The 16,496-nt window shown below is 59.9% G+C and carries 13 protein-coding genes; 8 read left to right on the top strand and 5 right to left on the bottom strand.

Annotation, left to right across the window (positions count from 1 at the left end):
- The first annotated feature begins 23 nt into the window (after positions 1-23).
- The gene (locus tag ACP15F_RS02005) at positions 24-668 is read left to right on the top strand and encodes a CDGSH iron-sulfur domain-containing protein (RefSeq protein ID WP_424939178.1); all 645 of its coding nucleotides are present in this window, start codon (positions 24-26) and stop codon (positions 666-668) included.
- Entirely contained in the window at positions 665-1,318 is a 654-nt protein-coding gene (locus tag ACP15F_RS02000; protein ID WP_424939177.1) for a TIGR02453 family protein, read from the top strand. Before ACP15F_RS02005 ends, ACP15F_RS02000 begins: the two co-directional genes overlap by 4 nt.
- On the opposite strand, the gene hisG is transcribed toward ACP15F_RS02000, so the two are convergent.
- Genes hisG through hisS form a run of 3 tightly spaced genes read right to left on the bottom strand, consistent with a single transcriptional unit; the run spans position 1,315 to position 4,587 of the window.
- Positions 1,315-2,013, bottom strand: coding sequence for an ATP phosphoribosyltransferase (hisG, locus tag ACP15F_RS01995; protein WP_424939176.1), 699 nt, complete (start codon positions 2,011-2,013; stop codon positions 1,315-1,317). The genes ACP15F_RS02000 and hisG overlap by 4 nt on opposite strands.
- Positions 2,010-3,107, bottom strand: a complete 1,098-nt coding sequence (locus tag ACP15F_RS01990) for an ATP phosphoribosyltransferase regulatory subunit (RefSeq protein WP_424939175.1) — start codon at positions 3,105-3,107, stop codon at positions 2,010-2,012. Before ACP15F_RS01990 ends, hisG begins: the two co-directional genes overlap by 4 nt.
- Positions 3,097-4,587 (bottom strand): histidine--tRNA ligase, encoded by a 1,491-nt coding sequence (hisS, locus tag ACP15F_RS01985; RefSeq protein WP_424939174.1) that lies wholly within the window; start codon positions 4,585-4,587, stop codon positions 3,097-3,099. Before hisS ends, ACP15F_RS01990 begins: the two co-directional genes overlap by 11 nt.
- Positions 4,588-4,730: 143 nt before the next feature.
- Here hisS and ACP15F_RS01980 point away from each other — a divergent pair, with 143 nt between their 5' ends.
- Positions 4,731-4,940: a SlyX family protein gene (locus tag ACP15F_RS01980; protein WP_424939173.1), complete on the top strand. Its 210-nt coding sequence runs from the start codon at positions 4,731-4,733 to the stop codon at positions 4,938-4,940.
- 59 nt (positions 4,941-4,999) lie between these two features.
- On the opposite strand, the gene ACP15F_RS01975 is transcribed toward ACP15F_RS01980, so the two are convergent.
- On the bottom strand, positions 5,000-5,524 hold the full coding sequence (locus tag ACP15F_RS01975; RefSeq protein WP_424939172.1) for a hypothetical protein: 525 nt from the start codon (positions 5,522-5,524) through the stop codon (positions 5,000-5,002).
- A 59-nt stretch (positions 5,525-5,583) separates the two neighbouring features.
- Positions 5,584-9,099, bottom strand: a complete 3,516-nt coding sequence (gene dnaE / locus ACP15F_RS01970) for a DNA polymerase III subunit alpha (RefSeq protein ID WP_424939171.1) — start codon at positions 9,097-9,099, stop codon at positions 5,584-5,586.
- A 198-nt stretch (positions 9,100-9,297) separates the two neighbouring features.
- Here dnaE and xdhA point away from each other — a divergent pair, with 198 nt between their 5' ends.
- From xdhA to ACP15F_RS01945, 5 genes are read left to right on the top strand one after another with little or no spacing between them, the layout of a single operon-like run.
- Complete coding sequence (gene xdhA / locus ACP15F_RS01965) at positions 9,298-10,659, top strand: xanthine dehydrogenase small subunit (protein WP_424939170.1); 1,362 nt, start codon at positions 9,298-9,300, stop codon at positions 10,657-10,659.
- Positions 10,656-12,932, top strand: coding sequence for a xanthine dehydrogenase molybdopterin binding subunit (gene xdhB / locus ACP15F_RS01960; protein ID WP_424939169.1), 2,277 nt, complete (start codon positions 10,656-10,658; stop codon positions 12,930-12,932). The genes xdhA and xdhB overlap by 4 nt, the downstream gene beginning before the upstream one ends.
- On the top strand, positions 12,922-13,896 hold the full coding sequence (gene xdhC, locus ACP15F_RS01955; RefSeq protein ID WP_424939168.1) for a xanthine dehydrogenase accessory protein XdhC: 975 nt from the start codon (positions 12,922-12,924) through the stop codon (positions 13,894-13,896). The genes xdhB and xdhC overlap by 11 nt, the downstream gene beginning before the upstream one ends.
- Positions 13,883-15,403: an ABC transporter ATP-binding protein gene (locus ACP15F_RS01950; RefSeq protein ID WP_424939167.1), complete on the top strand. Its 1,521-nt coding sequence runs from the start codon at positions 13,883-13,885 to the stop codon at positions 15,401-15,403. The genes xdhC and ACP15F_RS01950 overlap by 14 nt, the downstream gene beginning before the upstream one ends.
- Positions 15,400-16,485: an ABC transporter permease gene (locus tag ACP15F_RS01945; RefSeq protein WP_424939166.1), complete on the top strand. Its 1,086-nt coding sequence runs from the start codon at positions 15,400-15,402 to the stop codon at positions 16,483-16,485. Before ACP15F_RS01950 ends, ACP15F_RS01945 begins: the two co-directional genes overlap by 4 nt.
- The last annotated feature ends 11 nt before the right edge of the window (positions 16,486-16,496 follow it).

Genomic DNA, 16,496 nt, shown 5'->3' with positions numbered 1-16,496 from the left:
CGAAGTCAGCCAAGGAGCCAGCTATGAAACGTAAAGAGTATACGGGCGAAGAGATCACAGTCACCTTTGATCTGAAGCGCTGCATTCATGCGCGGAACTGCTTTCTGCAATTGCCCGAGGTTTTTGATCCCGCGAAGCGGCCTTGGGTACAGCCCGACAATGCGAGCGCCGAGGAAGTGGCCGCGATGATCCGCACCTGCCCATCGGGGGCTTTGGCGTTTCGGCGGAACTCGGGTGTCGAGGAACGCGCGCCGAAGATTAACCGTCTGGCAGTTTTGGAAAACGGACCTCTGGTTCTGGCAGGCGACGTCTGCGTCGAAGGCGAGGATCGCGAAACCCGCGTGGCGCTGTGCCGCTGTGGGCTTTCGAAGAACAAACCCTATTGCGACTACAGTCATGTGGAAGGTGGATTTGAGGCCACTGGGGAGCCCACCCCGACCACGCCCACGGAATCCGAGGAGGCAGGCGGCCCAGCAGATGTTTCGCGCCGTCCGGATGGGCCTCTTGTGGTGGATGGAAATCTTGAAGTCTGTTCTGGCACCGGGCGGAGGATCGGAACCGTCGGAAAGGCATTTCTGTGCCGTTGCGGGGCATCGAAGAACAAGCCCTTCTGCGATGGCAGTCACAAGGCGGCGGGGTTCTCTGATCCGGTCGATCCGGCGTCATGACCTGGTTCAGCGACGAAACCCTGTCGTTTCTTCGCGACCTATCTAACAACAACAGCCGCGACTGGTTTCAGGAGAACAAGTCGCGCTATGAGGCGCATGTCAAAAACGCCGCCGCGCAGTTTGCTGATGCGTTGAACCGGAAGCTAGCGACCACCTATGCGACCGACGTGACAACACGCATTTTTCGGATAAACCGCGACCTGCGGTTCGCCAAGGATAAGACACCCTATAACACCCATATCCATATCGGCTTTTCAGACGGGCAGACTGGCGCCAGCTGGATGGTGGGGTTGCAAACCGATCATCTTGTGGTGGGGTTTGGGGTATTCGCATTCGAACGCGAGACGTTGGATCACTGGCGCGAAACTGTGGCCGGACCTCAGGGGGAGATCCTGCAAGGGCTGCACGCACAAGCAATTTCAGATGGCTTGCGCATCTCCGAACCCGATTTGAAACGCATCCCCCTAGCTTGGGAAGCAGATCATCCGCAAGGCGAGCTTTTGCGGCGCAAAGGGATCGTCTGGTGGAACGATCACGTCCCGCAGAACGAGATTATGGGACCGGACGCACCTGAAACGATCGCGGGCGAACTTGCAGCAATGGAGCCTCTGCGCAATTGGATGAAGCTCGCGCTGGGGCCGCCGACTTAGGACTGAAGACCCAGCTTACCGGTCAGCGTTGCAAGTGTCGCGCGGGTCTGTTCATTCCAATCCGCATTGCGCGACTTGAACAGGGTGGCTTGCGATTTGTGCACAGGCTTGCCTGCCAGAATTTTCAGGTGGTTCGCCCGCAACGTCTCGCCGGTCGAGGTAATGTCGGCCACGGCCTCTGCGGTTTCGTTCTTGACGGTGCCTTCAGTGGCACCCTGACTGTCCACCAGCTGATAATCCGCCACACCGTGATCGCGCAGGTGATCGCGGATCAGGCGGTGGAATTTGGTGGCAATGCGCAGGCGGAAACCATGCTGCGCGCGGAAGGCGGCGGCCGCTGCATCCAGATCGTCCAGCGTATTCACGTCGACCCAGCATTTCGGGACCGCAATGATCAGGTCCGCGTGACCAAAGCCCATCAGGGCCAGTTCAGACACTTTGTCCTGCCAGCCGCCCAGCTTCTCGCGCACAAGGTCCGAGCCCGTTACGCCCAGATGGATGCGACCGGCGGCCAATTCGCGCGGGATCTCACCTGCGGACAGCAAGACCAATTCGATCCCATCGATCCCGTTAACCGCGGCTGCATATTCGCGATCCGATCCGGTGCGGGCCAGTTCCACGCCACGCGCGCCGAACCAGTCAAAGGTCTTTTCCATCAGACGGCCCTTCGAGGGCACACCAATCTTCAGGGTCATTTTGCGCCCCCTGCGGTCAGTTCCAACACAATCTCGGGGCGGATGACGCCGCCAACGGCAGGGATTTCATGCCCCTTGGCACGGCCCAGCACGCGGGTCAGCGCATCGTAACGCCCGCCCGTGGCCACGGGGGGCAGATCAGGGCGCGTTTCGGCGTAAAAGCCAAAAACAAACCCGTCATAGTATTCCATCGAGGTGCGGCCATAGCTGCCTTCGAAATCCAACTTGGTCACGTCTACACCGCGCATGGCCAATGCCTCGGCCCGGGCTTCCAGCCGGTCCACAGCATCCGCAATGGCGGGCATGTCCACGGCGATGTCGCGCAGGTGTTCCAGCACGTTTACGGTGGTTTCCCGCAGGGCCAGAAGATCGTCCAGAAGCTCGACTTCCTGTGTCGAGATCGGAGCGGCGGCAGCGTCTTCACGCAAAGCTGCGATACGGTCAGCGATTTCAGCCGCCGAGCGCAAGCCAATTTGAGGGCCCGCATCCTGCATGGGATCTTCCTTGGCCAACATTGCCTCGCGCCCTTCGGGCAAAGGCGCGCGTCCGGCGAACCGATCCAGCAAAGCGCGGAAACGGCGTGGGCGCCAGATGTGGCGCAGCAGGGCCGCTTTACGACGATCCGTGGTTTTTAATCCACGCACAGCAGCCAAAAGCAGGCCCATATCGCCGGTAGCTGCGCGCAGCGACAGGGGCGACAGTGCGTCTTGGATATAGGCAAAAACCTCGGCATCTGCTTCGACGGGGGCGTCGCGGTCAAAGACCTCGTAGCCGACCTGAAAGTTTTCGGACGCACGGTGGGCGGCTTCTTCTTGGGCACGGAAAACCTCGCCCATATAGGTATAGCGGGCGGGTTCTGCGCCGTCAGCCATGTGCATTTGCACGACCGGTACGGTGAAGTCAGGGCGCAACATCGCCTCGCCCCGGATCGGGTCTTGGGCCACGAAGGCGCGGCCCCGGATATCTTCGCCATAGAGGTCCAGAAGCGTGCCTGCGGGTTGCAGAATGTCCGCTTCGACGGCTGTGGCCCCTTTGGCTTCAAAGAACCCCATCAGGCGGGCGGCTTCCACCCGGATCTGTGCCTTATCCGTCATCAGATGCCTCGATGATTTCACGGACCTTAGCGACCATGTCAGCGCGGTCGCATTCGAACTGGCTGGGGCGTTCTTTCCATTCCTCAAGCGTGGCGCTTTCGGCAATTTTCGCGCCCAGCACCAGATCCTTGATCTGGACTTTGCCCGCGTCGAATTCGTCCGAGCCAGCGATGACGGCGACGGGCGAGTTGCGCTTGTCCGCGTATTTCAATTGGTTGCCGAAGTTCTTCGGGTTACCCAGATAGACCTCGGCCCGGATGCCCGCGTTACGCAGATCCGAGACCATCGACTGATAGTCCGCCAGCCGCGATTTATCCATCACCGTGACGACGACAGGACCAACGGCCTTGCCACCCATTCGGCCTTTGGCGCGGAGCGCGGCCAGCAGGCGATCAACACCGATCGAAATGCCCGTGGCGGGCACAGCCTGCCCAGTAAAGCGCTTGACCAGATCATCATAGCGACCACCACCGGCGACCGAGCCAAACTGGCGCGGACGGCCTTTTTCGTCTTGGATTTCAAAGGTCAGCTCGGCCTCGAACACGGGGCCAGTGTAATAGCCAAGACCGCGCACGACGGACGGGTCAATCTCGATCCGATCGGGACCATAGCCCTGAGCGGCCAAAAGATCCGCGATCTGCTCCAGCTCGGCGATACCTTCCGCACCAACGGCGCTTTCGCCAACAGCGGCGCGCAGGTTCGTCAGGGTTTCGTCAGCCGTCGCCCCTTTCGAGGTCAGGAAGGCAATCACCGGTTCAGCTTGTTCATCCGACAGACCTACGCCGTCGATATAAGCACCGGATGCATCCAGTCGCCCCTTGCCCAACAGCTCGCGCACGCCGGCCTCGCCGACTTTGTCGAACTTGTCGATGGTGCGCAGAACCGCTTCACGTTCGGGGCCTTCGCCCACGCCCATGACTTCCAGCACGCCGTTCATAACCTTGCGGTTGTTCACCCGCACCAGATAGTCGCCGCGCGGAATGCCGACGGTTTCCAGCGTGTCAGCCAGCATGGCGCAGATCTCGGCATCTGCAGCCATCGAGGCGGTACCGACTGTGTCCGCATCACATTGATAAAACTGGCGGAAGCGTCCCGGTCCAGGCTTTTCGTTGCGCCAAACCGGACCCATCGCATAGCGGCGATAGGGGGTCGGCAGGTCGTTGCGGTGCTGCGCATAGACGCGGGCCAATGGTGCGGTCAGGTCATAGCGCAGGGCCATCCAGTCGCCATTGTCTTTCTCGTCAAACTCTTGCCACGCGAAGACGCCTTCGTTCGGGCGATCCACGTCGGGCAGGAACTTGCCCAGCGCCTCGACCGTTTCCACAGCCGAGCTTTCCAGCGCGTCAAAGCCATAGCGATGATACACCGCCGCAATCTGGTCGAGCATATGTTTGCGCTCGTCCACTTCCGCTCCGAAATAGTCGCGAAATCCCTTAGGCGTGATTGCCTTGGGGCGGGGCTGTTTTTTCTGCTTGGCCATGTCTGGTCCCGGTTCATATATGTGTCGCGGGCGGTCTAGCGGATGGGGGCGTCAGGGGCAAGGAAAGCCTGTGTTTCTTCACAATTTACCGCCACGTGTGGATTTCGCTGGGTCTTGCCCGACAGACACGCTATCACGCCGCCATGTCACAAGATCGCATCACTCAGCTTGAAGAAACCATCGCGCATCTGACCCTTGTGGTCGATGACTTGAACGAGGTTGTCACCAAACAGGACGCGGAGCTTTCCCGTCTGTCGCATCTTGTCCGCATCCTGACCGAGCGCGAGGCTGAGCGCGAACAAGGCAACTCGGGTGGTGTTGTTTTGGGCGATGAGCGTCCGCCGCATTACTGACACCTAATGGCGCGAAAACGGCGCCTCTAGGGGCGCCGTGAACGCGTTTGAGACGCAGCTTACTTTAGCGTCACGTTGATATTGCTATAAGTGAACTTACTACCCTCTTCAGGTTTCACACCACTTGCAAGTGACGCGCCAACGGCTCCGGCGAACAGGAATGCCACCGTCGTTGCTTCACGTTTCTGAACGCTTTTCGGCTCCGCCACAGCTGTCCCTTTCAAGTCGCCAGCCTGGCAAAAAACAGCGTACTCGGGCGACTTGGTACTGTAGTCCGGCAGGCTGATTTTCGTTGGCACGCTAACAACAATTCTCTCATAGGGGCTCTGCAGCCGGCAGCGAGCAGGTACAGACTTTCCCTTCACAGTCGCCCGAACGCTAACCACAACCGTCCGCTGTGGGAGCGTAGGCGAATTTTTCAGAACCGTGCGCGTATCTTTTGCCCCGGGCTGCATCTCGGCCAAGAGCTTTGGGTCAGACACCGATTTGAGATCTGCATTAGTCTGCGAAGAATTAGTTCCCTGACCCGACTGGCAAGCCGCCAACAGCCCCGCGCAAAGCAGGATCACAATTGAGTTTTTCATATTCCATTCCTGAATAAACTATTCGAGAAGCGCCGCTCTACCACAAATGGAAATGATGTCTACACTTCCTCGACATCAATAACGCCGTTTAGTGATTTCAGTGCACCCTTGATCTGCGGATTCAGAGGGAAGGATTGGCCAAGAGTCATCTCAACCTCGCCCGGCAAGCTGGGATCCATCAGGCAGACCGAGACCTCGCCGGGGCGGACATTGCGGGCTTTTTCGGCCGCATCATTCAGAAGCGAGGCCACCTGTTCCAGCACCGTCGCTTCTTCCAGATAAAGCTTCAGCGCCATGCCCCCCACATCCGACACCACATTGTCGATGGGCGAGATTGAGCGGGCCAGAAGCTTCAACTGATCAGCCTCCATCGTCGCCTCGACGGTCACGACCACATTGGCCCCCGTTTCCAGATAGTCGCGGCACTTTTCCAGCGCCTCCGAGAAGATCGTGACCTCGTATTGCCCGGTCGGATCGGTCAGCTGGGCGAAGGCAAACCGGTTTCCGCGCGCGGATTTGCGTTCCTGCCGTCCGGCCACGGTGCCTGCGATTTTGGCGATAGATGCCCCGCGCTCGGCTTTCTTTTCCAGCTCGGCCAGCGACATGACCTGCTTGCGTTTCAGCGCGGCCATGTAGTCGTCTAGCGGGTGGCCGGACAGATAGAAGCCAATTGCTTTCTGCTCTTCGGCCAACCGTTCGCTGGGCAGCCAGTCACCCACGGGGGACAGGCGCGGCTCGGGCAGGTCGTCGCCTGCCTCGCCAAACAAAGACACCTGATTGGACGCGCGTTGCTCGTGGATTGCCGCCGAATAGCTGACCAGACCATCTAGGCTGTCGAAAATGCGGCGACGGTTCTTGTCCAGCTGATCAAAGGCGCCTGCGCGGGCCAGCATCTCCATCGGGCGTTTGCCGACGCGTTTCAGATCGACCCGACGGGCGACGTCAAAGAGCGTAGCGAAGGGTTTGTCGACGCCATCCACCTTGCGGCCTTCGACCACCAGTTTCATCGCTTCGATCCCAACGTTCTTCAAGGCGCCCAGACCGTACACCACCTTGCCATCCTTAACGCTGAAGGTTTCCATAGAGCGGTTTACGCAGGGCGGCACAATCTCGATGTCCATGCCGCGCCGAACTTCATTGGCGTAAACAGAAAGCTTGTCCGTCAGGTGGATATCGCAGTTCATGACGCCCGCCATGAACTCGACCGGGTGGTTCGCTTTCAGCCATGCGGTCTGATAGCTGACCACCGCATAAGCAGCGGCGTGGGATTTGTTGAAGCCGTAGTTGGCGAATTTTTCCAGAAGGTCGAAAACTTCCGACGCTTTCTTGGCGGGCACGCCGTTTTCGGCAGCACCTTTTTCGAACTTCGGACGTTCTGCGTCCATCGCCTCTTTGATCTTCTTACCCATCGCGCGGCGCAGCAAATCCGCGCCACCAAGCGAGTAGCCCGCCATGACCTGCGCAATCTGCATAACTTGCTCCTGATAAACGATAATTCCTTGAGTTTCCTCAAGAATATGGTCGATCAGGGGGTGAACGGACTCGATTTCTTTCAGACCGTTTTTGACCTCGCAATAGGTCGGGATGTTCTCCATCGGGCCAGGACGATAAAGCGCAACCAGCGCCACGATATCCTCGATACAGGTCGGTTTCATGCGCCGAAGTGCATCCATCATGCCCGTACTTTCCACCTGGAACACGGCGACGGTCTTCGCAGCGGCGTAAAGCTTATAGGTCGGTTCGTCATCCAGCGGGATGGCGTTGATTTCATTCACCGCGCCCTCGGGCGGGTCATATAGCGCATCACCATTCGGTCCCGTATGGAGGTCACGCCCCTGCCCCCGGATCAGATCAACGGCGTTCTGAATGACGGTCAGAGTCTTCAGGCCCAGAAAGTCGAACTTCACCAGACCGGCCTGTTCAACCCATTTCATGTTGAACTGGGTGGCGGGCATATCCGAGCGCGGATCTTGATAGAGCGGCACCAGCGCGTCCAGCGGACGGTCGCCAATCACAACACCCGCCGCGTGGGTCGAGGCGTTGCGCAGCAGACCTTCAAGCTGCTGGCCATATTTTAGAAGACGGTCGACGACCTCTTCCGCGCGAGCTTCTTCGCGCAGGCGGGGTTCATCCGCCAAGGCTTTCTCGATCGAGACAGGTTTCACGCCCTCGACCGGGATCATCTTGGATAGGCGATCCACCTGCCCGTACGGCATTTGCAGCACCCGGCCCACGTCCCGCACGGCAGCTTTCGACAAAAGCGCACCGAAGGTGATGATCTGCCCCACCTTGTCGCGGCCGTACTTCTCTTGCACGTAGCGGATGACTTCCTCGCGTCGATCCATGCAGAAGTCGATGTCGAAGTCGGGCATCGACACACGTTCCGGGTTCAAGAAGCGTTCAAACAGCAGCGAATAGCGCAGCGGATCAAGGTCGGTAATCAACAGGGCATAAGCCACAAGACTGCCCGCACCCGAGCCACGGCCCGGCCCCACTGGAATGCCCTTGTCTTTGCTCCACTTGATGAAGTCCGCCACAATCAGGAAATAGCCCGGAAAGCCCATCCCTTCGATGATTCCCAGCTCAAAATCGAGCCGTTTCTTGTATTCCTCAACGCTGACGGCATGAGGGATCATCGAGAGGCGGTATTCCAGACCTGCCTCGGCCTGTCGCCGCAATTCTGCGACCTCGTCATCAGCGAATTTTGGCAGGATCGGGTCGCGGCGATAGGCCATGAAAGCGCAGCGTTTGGCGATTTCCACTGTGTTTTCGATCGCCTCGGGCAGATCGGCAAACAGCGCAATCATTTCTTCGGGGCTTTTGAAATAATGCTGAGGTGTCAGACGGCGACGTCCGTCCTGCTGGTCCACATAGGCACCTTCCTTGATGCAGATCAGTGCATCATGGGCTTCATAAAGCTTTTGCGCCGGGAAATAGACGTCGTTGGTGGCGACCAGAGGAATGCCCATCGCATAGGCCATTTCGACAAAGCCACGTTCGGTCAGACGCTCAGGTTCGGTGGGCTGGCCACCCTCGCCCGGATGGCGCTGAAGCTCGACATACAGACGGTCGCCATAAGCCACGTGCAGGCGGCGCATCAAGGCTTCGGCCTTGTCACGCTGACCGTTTTGCAGGAACTGCCCCACAGGACCTTCAGCCCCGCCAGTCAGGCAGATCACGCTCTCGGCATTGGCTTCCAGATCCTCCAACGTGACCTGCGGCAGCGCGCCGTGCTTGTCCACGTAAAGGCAAGTATTCAGGCGCATCAGGCCCTCGTAGCCCTCTTCCGTCTGGGCCAAAAGCACCACGGCGGCGGGGGCTTTGGGTGCCTCGCCGGGCGCGGCAGGATCAAAACAGACATCGACCTGACAACCGATGATCGGCTGCACGCCTGCATCCGCAGCAGTCACGGAAAACTCCAATGCTGCGAACATGTTATTGGAATCCGTCATGGCAACGGCAGGCATGTCATGCGCGGCACAAAGACCAGGCAGTTTCTTGACCGGGACTGCGCCTTCCAGAAGCGAGTATTGCGTATGTGTGCGAAGGTGGATGAATCGGGGTTGGCTGCTCATTTCGCCAAGTTAGACTAGCGCCCGATCATACGAAAGGGCAGTGGGCGCCCGAGGACAAGATTTTGCCACGGGGCTTGACCGATCACTCTTTCCCGGCTTTCCTGTAGACATAAAAAACATACCCCCGCGCGTTTTCTACGCCGCATCGAGGACGCTAACATCGGGGCCACCAACAGGGTAAGGCGGCAGGACTTTACAATGAACATCACCTTTCTTCTGAACGGAGAGAGCGTGACCCTGCGCGATGTTGATCCCACGCAATCCACGCTGAACTGGCTGCGCGACGCACGCGGCCTGACGGGTACGAAAGAAGGCTGTAACGAAGGCGATTGCGGGGCCTGCACCGTCATGCTGCGCGATGCAGATGGTGCGCGGGCGGTGAATGCTTGCATCCTGTTTCTGGGGCAGCTGGATGGGAAATCCGTCACGACAGTCGAAGCACTGGCGGACGCTGGCACCCTGCATCCCGTACAGGAGGCTCTGGTTGAAGAACACGGGTCGCAATGTGGGTTTTGCACACCGGGAATCGCAGTGTCCTTGGCCACCGCACATCTAAACGGGGATCAGGCACATGATGATGTGCTGGCCGGGAACCTCTGCCGCTGCACGGGCTATGCGCCCATCATCCGCGCAGCAGAACGGGCAGCAAGTAACCCAGTGCCAAAGGGGATTGCTGCCGTACCAGACCTTCCAAAAACAGACGACAACGCGATGCGCCCCACTACAGCGGACACCTTAGCGCATTCGCTGATGGAGCATCCCCACGCAACGCTAGTGGCTGGGGCGACGGATGTGGGGCTTTGGAGCACCAAGGCGCTGCGCGACATTCGTCCGGCCATTTTCATGAACGGCGTCGCAGACCTGAAACAGATCGAAGTGACCGACTCTCATATCCACATAGGCGCAGGTGTCAGCATCGAGGCCTTGCGCCTTTTGATGCTCGACCACCACCCGCATTTCGCGGAAATGCTGCGCCGGTTTGCGTCTGTTCAGGTTCGCAACGTGGCCACCATCGGCGGGAACATCGCCAATGGCTCGCCCATCGGAGACGGGCCGCCGCCTCTGATCGCGTTGGATGCGGTGTTGCATCTGCGACGTGGAGACGTTCGACGACAGGTCGCGCTTGAGGACTTCTTTATCGACTACGGCAAACAGGATCGTCAGCCGGGCGAGTTTGTCGAGGTGATCTCGGTTCCGCGCGGGCCGGACCATTTACGTGTGTACAAACTGTCGAAACGGTTCGATCAGGACATCTCGGCCGTGCTGGGCGCGTTCAATATCGCAGTCGAAAATGGCAACATCGCCTCGGCACGGATTACCTTTGGCGGTATGGCTGGAACTCCGAAGCGGGCGCACCATGTCGAAAAGGCATTGATCGGGCAGTCGTGGGACTTGGATACCGTTGAAAAAGCCGCGCAGGCCTTCAGCAAGGACTATACACCTATGACCGACATGCGCGCCTCGGCCGATTATCGGTTGCGCACGTGCCAAAACATGCTGATCCGCTGCTTCCATGAGGATTCTGGGGCCAAAACCTCGGTGCTGGAGGTAACCCCATGAGCGCCGGAGCCCCCCTTCCCCACGACGCGGCCGCCCTGCATGTGACCGGAGCTGCGCGCTATGTCGATGACATCCCGATGCCCGCGAACTGCCTGCATCTGGCGTTCGGACTTAGCGGCGTCGCGCGTGGCGTGATCACGCAGGCGGATCTGTCGAAGGTGCGCGAGGCCGACGGCGTTGTCGCCGTTCTGACCGCCGCTGATTTACCGTTTGAGAACGACGTATCTCCGTCCATCCACGATGAACCCTTGTTGGCGCAGGGCGAGGTCTTCTATCACGGTCAACCGATCTTTCTGGTCGTCGCCACCAGCCATCTGGCCGCGCGCAAAGCGGCGCGGTTGGGACAGATCACCATCGACCCGCGTCCGGCGATCCTGACCATCGACGATGCACTGGCCGCAAACAGTCGGTTCGAAGACGGGCCGGTCGTCTGGTCGCGCGGCGATGCGGGCGCGGCAATGGACTCTGCCGCCCACCTCATCGAAGGTCAATTCGAAATGGGCGCGCAGGAACACTTCTATCTTGAAGGCCAAGCCGCACTAGCCGTGCCGCAGGATGATGGGGACATGTTGGTCAACAGCTCGACCCAGCACCCGACCGAAATTCAGCATAAGGTGGCCCATGCGATTGGTGTTCCCATGCACGCTGTGCGGGTCGAAACGCGCCGGATGGGTGGCGGGTTTGGCGGCAAGGAAAGCCAGGGCAACGCGCTGGCCGTTGCCTGCGCAGTGGCCACGCGTTTGACCGGGCGGCCTTGCAAGATGCGATACGACCGCGATGACGATATGGTCATCACGGGTAAGCGCCATGACTTTCGCATCGCCTACCGCGCGGGCGTGGACGAAGACGGGCGTTTGATAGCACTGGACGTCACGCAGATGACCCGCTGCGGGTGGGCACAAGACCTTTCCTTGCCTGTGGCGGATCGCGCGATGCTTCACGCGGACAATGCCTATTTCCTGCCGGATGTGCGGATCGAAAGCCACCGGTTGAAAACCCACACAGCCTCGGCCACCGCGTTTCGCGGGTTCGGTGGGCCGCAGGGCGTGTTCGGGATCGAACGGATTCTGGATCATATCGCGCGGGCACGTGGACTGGATCCGATGGATGTGCGGCGGGTAAACTATTATCGCGACGGGCAGACGACCCACTATGGGCAAGAGATCCGTGGCTTCCACATCCCTGCGATGACGGACGCTTTACTGAACAGCGCAGAGTATGACCAGCGGCGCGACGAGGTGGCGGCATTCAACGCTGAAAATCCGTTGCTGAAGAAAGGTTTGGCGTTCTCTCCGGTCAAGTTTGGGATCAGCTTTACCCTGACCCATCTGAACCAAGCAGGCGCGCTTGTGCACGTGTATCAGGACGGCTCGATCCAGATGAATCATGGCGGGACTGAGATGGGGCAAGGGCTGTTCCAGAAGGTCGCACAGGTGGCCGCGCGCAGCTTTGGCGTGCCGTTGGAGCTGGTGAAGATCACCGCGACGGACACCGGGAAAGTGCCCAATACCTCGGCCACAGCGGCGTCGTCCGGGTCAGATTTGAACGGAATGGCAGTGCAAGCCGCCTGCCTGACTATACGCAATCGTATGGCAGAGCACATGGCCAAAATCTGGCAATGCACGCCGGCCGAAATCGCCTTTTCGGATGGTCAGGTTCATGGCCCGGCGCAGAGTATTTCGTTCCAAGAAGCCGCCAAAGCCGCTTATGAGGCGCGGGTCAGCCTGTCGGCCACTGGATTTTACAAAACACCCGAGATCACCTGGGATCGGGTGCGCGGACGGGGTCGACCGTTCTTTTACTTTGCCCATGGCGTCGCACTAACCGAGGTGGTGATCGACACGCTGACCGGTGAAAACCGCGTGCTGCGCGCCGATGTCCTGCATGACGCGGGCACCAGTCTGAATCCGGCGCTAGACATCGGGCAGGTGGAAGGCGGCTATGTACAGGGCGTCGGCTGGCTGACGACCGAGGAGCTGGTCTGGGACGACAAAGGTGTTCTGCGCACCCATGCGCCATCGACCTATAAGATCCCGGCCTGCTCGGACCGGCCGCGCGTGTTCAACGTGGATTTGTGGGATCAACCGAACGAAGAAGGCACAATCTTCCGGTCCAAGGCGGTAGGCGAACCGCCCTTTATGCTGGGGATCTCGGCATGGCTTGCACTGGCCGATGCAGTGGCCGCTTGTGGCGGCGGGTTCCACAACATGAACGCACCTGCGACCGCGGAAGAAGTTCTGGCCGCCGTGGAAAGGGTGCGCGATGGCGATTGATCTGCTCCAGCTGGAACGCACCATTACAGCGCATGGTCCCGTGGCCCGGGTCGTCGTGGCGGACACCGCAGGATCGACCCCTCGCGAGATCGGCGCGGCGATGTTGGTCTGGGACTGCGGGCAATCCGGCACCATTGGCGGCGGAGAACTGGAGTTCCGCGCAGCCCACGACGCACGGGCGCAGCTTCAGCAAGGACAAGGCACCAGCTTGGTTCGCCTGTCCCTTGGCCCCACTCTGGGGCAGTGCTGCGGCGGCGCGGTGACGCTTCTGACCGAAATCTATCGGGCCGAGGACATCACCCGTCTGGCGGACACCTCCATTCACGCACGTTCGACCACGGGTGAAGAGGACGCGCCGCTCGCCGTTAGCCGCATGATTGCAAAGGCACGAAATCAGGGAGAGATCCCAGAACCTGTCCTGACGCAAGGCTGGATGATCGAACCAATCACCCGCCCGCAATCCCCGATTTGGATCTATGGCGCAGGCCATGTCGGGCGGGCGCTGGTTCAGACCCTCGCACCGCTGCCCGAACTGGCGATCACTTGGGTCGATGTGGACCTTTCGCGTTATCCTGATGAAGTGCCCGACAGCGTCACTTGCCTGCCTGCCGCCGATCCATCCAAGGCTGTAGCGCTTGCACCGATCGACGCCCACCACCTTGTTCTGACCTATAGCCACGTGATGGATCTTGAGATCTGTCACGCGATTCTTTCGCACAGCTTTGCCAGCGCTGGATTGATCGGGTCCGCGACCAAATGGGCGCGTTTCAGGAAGCGACTGACCGCTTTGGGGCACGGCTGCACAGAAATTGATCAAATCAACTGCCCAATTGGGGATCCCAGCTTGGGAAAACACCCTCAGGCCATTGCTCTAGGGGTTGGGACCGCGCTACTTAAGAGCGTCGCATATAACAATAAACTCGACAGGGGAGTGTCTAGTGACAGGGGACATGCGCCAAGGTGACGCGCTGATGACGTTGGAGGGCCTGACCAAGGCCTATCCCGGCGTCGTGGCCAATGATCAGGTTTCGTTTTCGCTGCTGCCCGGCGAAGTGCACGCGCTTTTGGGCGAGAACGGCGCTGGGAAATCGACGCTTGTCAAAATGATCTACGGTCTGGTGAAACCAGATGCAGGTCAGATGACCCTGAACGGCGAGGCCTTCACCCCGCTGAACCCCGCCGCCGCCCGTGCCGCCGGTGTTGCGATGGTGTTTCAGCACTTCAGCCTGTTTGATGCGCTTTCGGTGGCCGAAAACATCGCCCTTGGGATGGACAACCCGCCCAGCGCACGCGAACTGGCAGGCCGCATCCGCGAGGTCAGCCATGCTTATGGATTGCCGCTGGATCCAGACCGGATCGTTGGCGATCTGTCCGCGGGCGAACGACAGCGGGTCGAGATTATTCGCTGCCTGCTTCAGAATCCCAAGCTGCTGATCATGGACGAACCCACCAGCGTTCTGACGCCGCAAGAGGTCGAGATCCTATTCGAAACCTTGCGAAAGCTGACGTCCGAGGGAACTTCGATCCTGTACATCTCGCACAAGCTCGAGGAAATCCGGGCGCTGTGTGAACACGCAACAATCCTGCGTCTTGGCGTTGTGGTCGACACCTGCGACCCCCGTGAAAAATCCGCGCGTGAGCTGGCCGAACTGATGGTCGGTGACACGCTGCATGTACCATCACGAGAACCAGCAGAGCCGGGCGCGGTGGCGTTGGCTCTATCAGGCGTATCCATGCCGTCGCCAAGCGAATTTGGCACCGATCTGCGCAACGTCTCGCTTGAGGTGCGCAAAGGCGAGGTGCTTGGCATCGGCGGCGTGGCGGGCAACGGGCAGGACGAGCTTTTGGCGGTTCTATCAGGCGAGTCGCGGGCGCGAGAAGGTTCCATCACCTTGGACGGCGACGAAATAAACACGCTCTCACCCGGCGCCCGACGTGCGCGCGGATTGTTGACCGCCCCGGAAGAGCGCTTGGGCCATTCCGCCGCCCCGGAAATGAGCCTGACAGAGAACGCTCTGCTGACCGGATCCGTGCGCGAGAAGCTCGTCGACCGAGGGTTCCTGCGTTGGAACAAGACGGAAAAGTTCGCCCGTCGCATCATCGAGGCTTTCGATGTCCGCACCCCCGGCCCAGACAATGCCGCCGGATCACTATCGGGTGGCAATTTGCAGAAATTCGTCATTGGGCGCGAAGTCTTACAAGACCCGGACGTCTTGGTCGTAAACCAGCCCACATGGGGCGTAGACGCAGCTGCGGCGGCCTCGATCCGGCAATCTCTGTTGGATCTGGCGCATAAGGGGGCTGCGGTTATCGTGATCTCTCAGGATCTGGATGAGCTAATGGAAATTTCGGACCGGTTCACGGCGCTGAACGAAGGCCGCCTGGCCCGACCTGTGCCCATGCAAGGGCTGAGTGTTGAAGAGATCGGCCTGATGATGGGCGGTGCAGAAGGTGATGAGGTGGCCGCATGATCCGTTTGGAAAAACGTCCACAGCCGTCCCAGTTTTGGGCCGCTATCACACCGGTTTTGGCCGTGATCGCCACGATGATCGCGGGCGGCTTCCTGTTCTGGATGCTGGGCAAAGACCCGCTTGAGGCCATTCGTACGATATTCTGGGATCCCTTGTTCCACGAGACATTCGGCCCGTATTCACGGCCTCAGCTGATGGTGAAAGCCGGCCCCCTGATACTGATCGCCATTGGCCTGTCCTTGGGCTTTCGCGCTGGGATCTGGAACATCGGCGCCGAGGGTCAGTACATCATGGGCGCCGTCTGTGGTGCGGCTGTCGGGCTGGCGTTCTACCCCTCGGACAACGCTCTGATCTTCCCGGCCATGGTGCTGGCAGGCGCTCTCGGTGGCTGGGCTTGGGCGATGATCCCGGGCGTTCTGAAGGTAAAGTTCGGCACCAACGAAATTCTGGTCAGCCTGATGCTAGTTTATGTGGCAGAGAACATTCTGGCCTCGGTTAGTCAGGGGCTTTTGAAAAACCCCGATGGCATGGGCTTTCCTGGCTCGCGGAACTTCCGCGACTTCCCCGCAGCATACAACGCTGATCTGATCGAGGGTACCGGCATGCACTGGGGCGTCGCCGCAGCGTTCATCGCGGTGATCTTTGCCTATATCCTGCTGACCCGCCACATGCTGGGCTTTCAAGTCCGCCTGACGGGCGAGGCACCGCGCGCAGCACGCTTTGCAGGCGTGAACCCCACGCGACTGATCCTGTTTTGCCTTGGCACTTCGGGCGCGCTGGCGGGGCTTGCCGGACTGTTCGAGGTTTCGGGCCCATCGGGCCAGATCTCGATCGACTTTAACGCAGGATACGGGTTCACCGCCATCATCGTGGCCTTCCTTGGGCGCCTGCATCCGATCGGCATTCTACTGGCAGGGCTGTTGATGGCCCTGACCTATATCGGCGGAGAACTGGCGCAGCTGATGCTGGGTCTGCCGGGCGCCGCAATCCAGATGTTCCAGGGGATGCTAATGTTCTTCCTTCTGGCGATGGACGTGCTGTCACATTACCGCGTGCGGTGGAAAACCCCGGTGGCTGGGTAAGAAAGGGCGAC

Source organism: Aliiroseovarius sp. S253 (assembly GCF_049800855.1).
GTDB lineage: Bacteria > Pseudomonadota > Alphaproteobacteria > Rhodobacterales > Rhodobacteraceae > Aliiroseovarius.
Note: the sequence above shows the minus strand (reverse complement) of the source record. Positions and strands in the feature narration are given on the sequence as shown.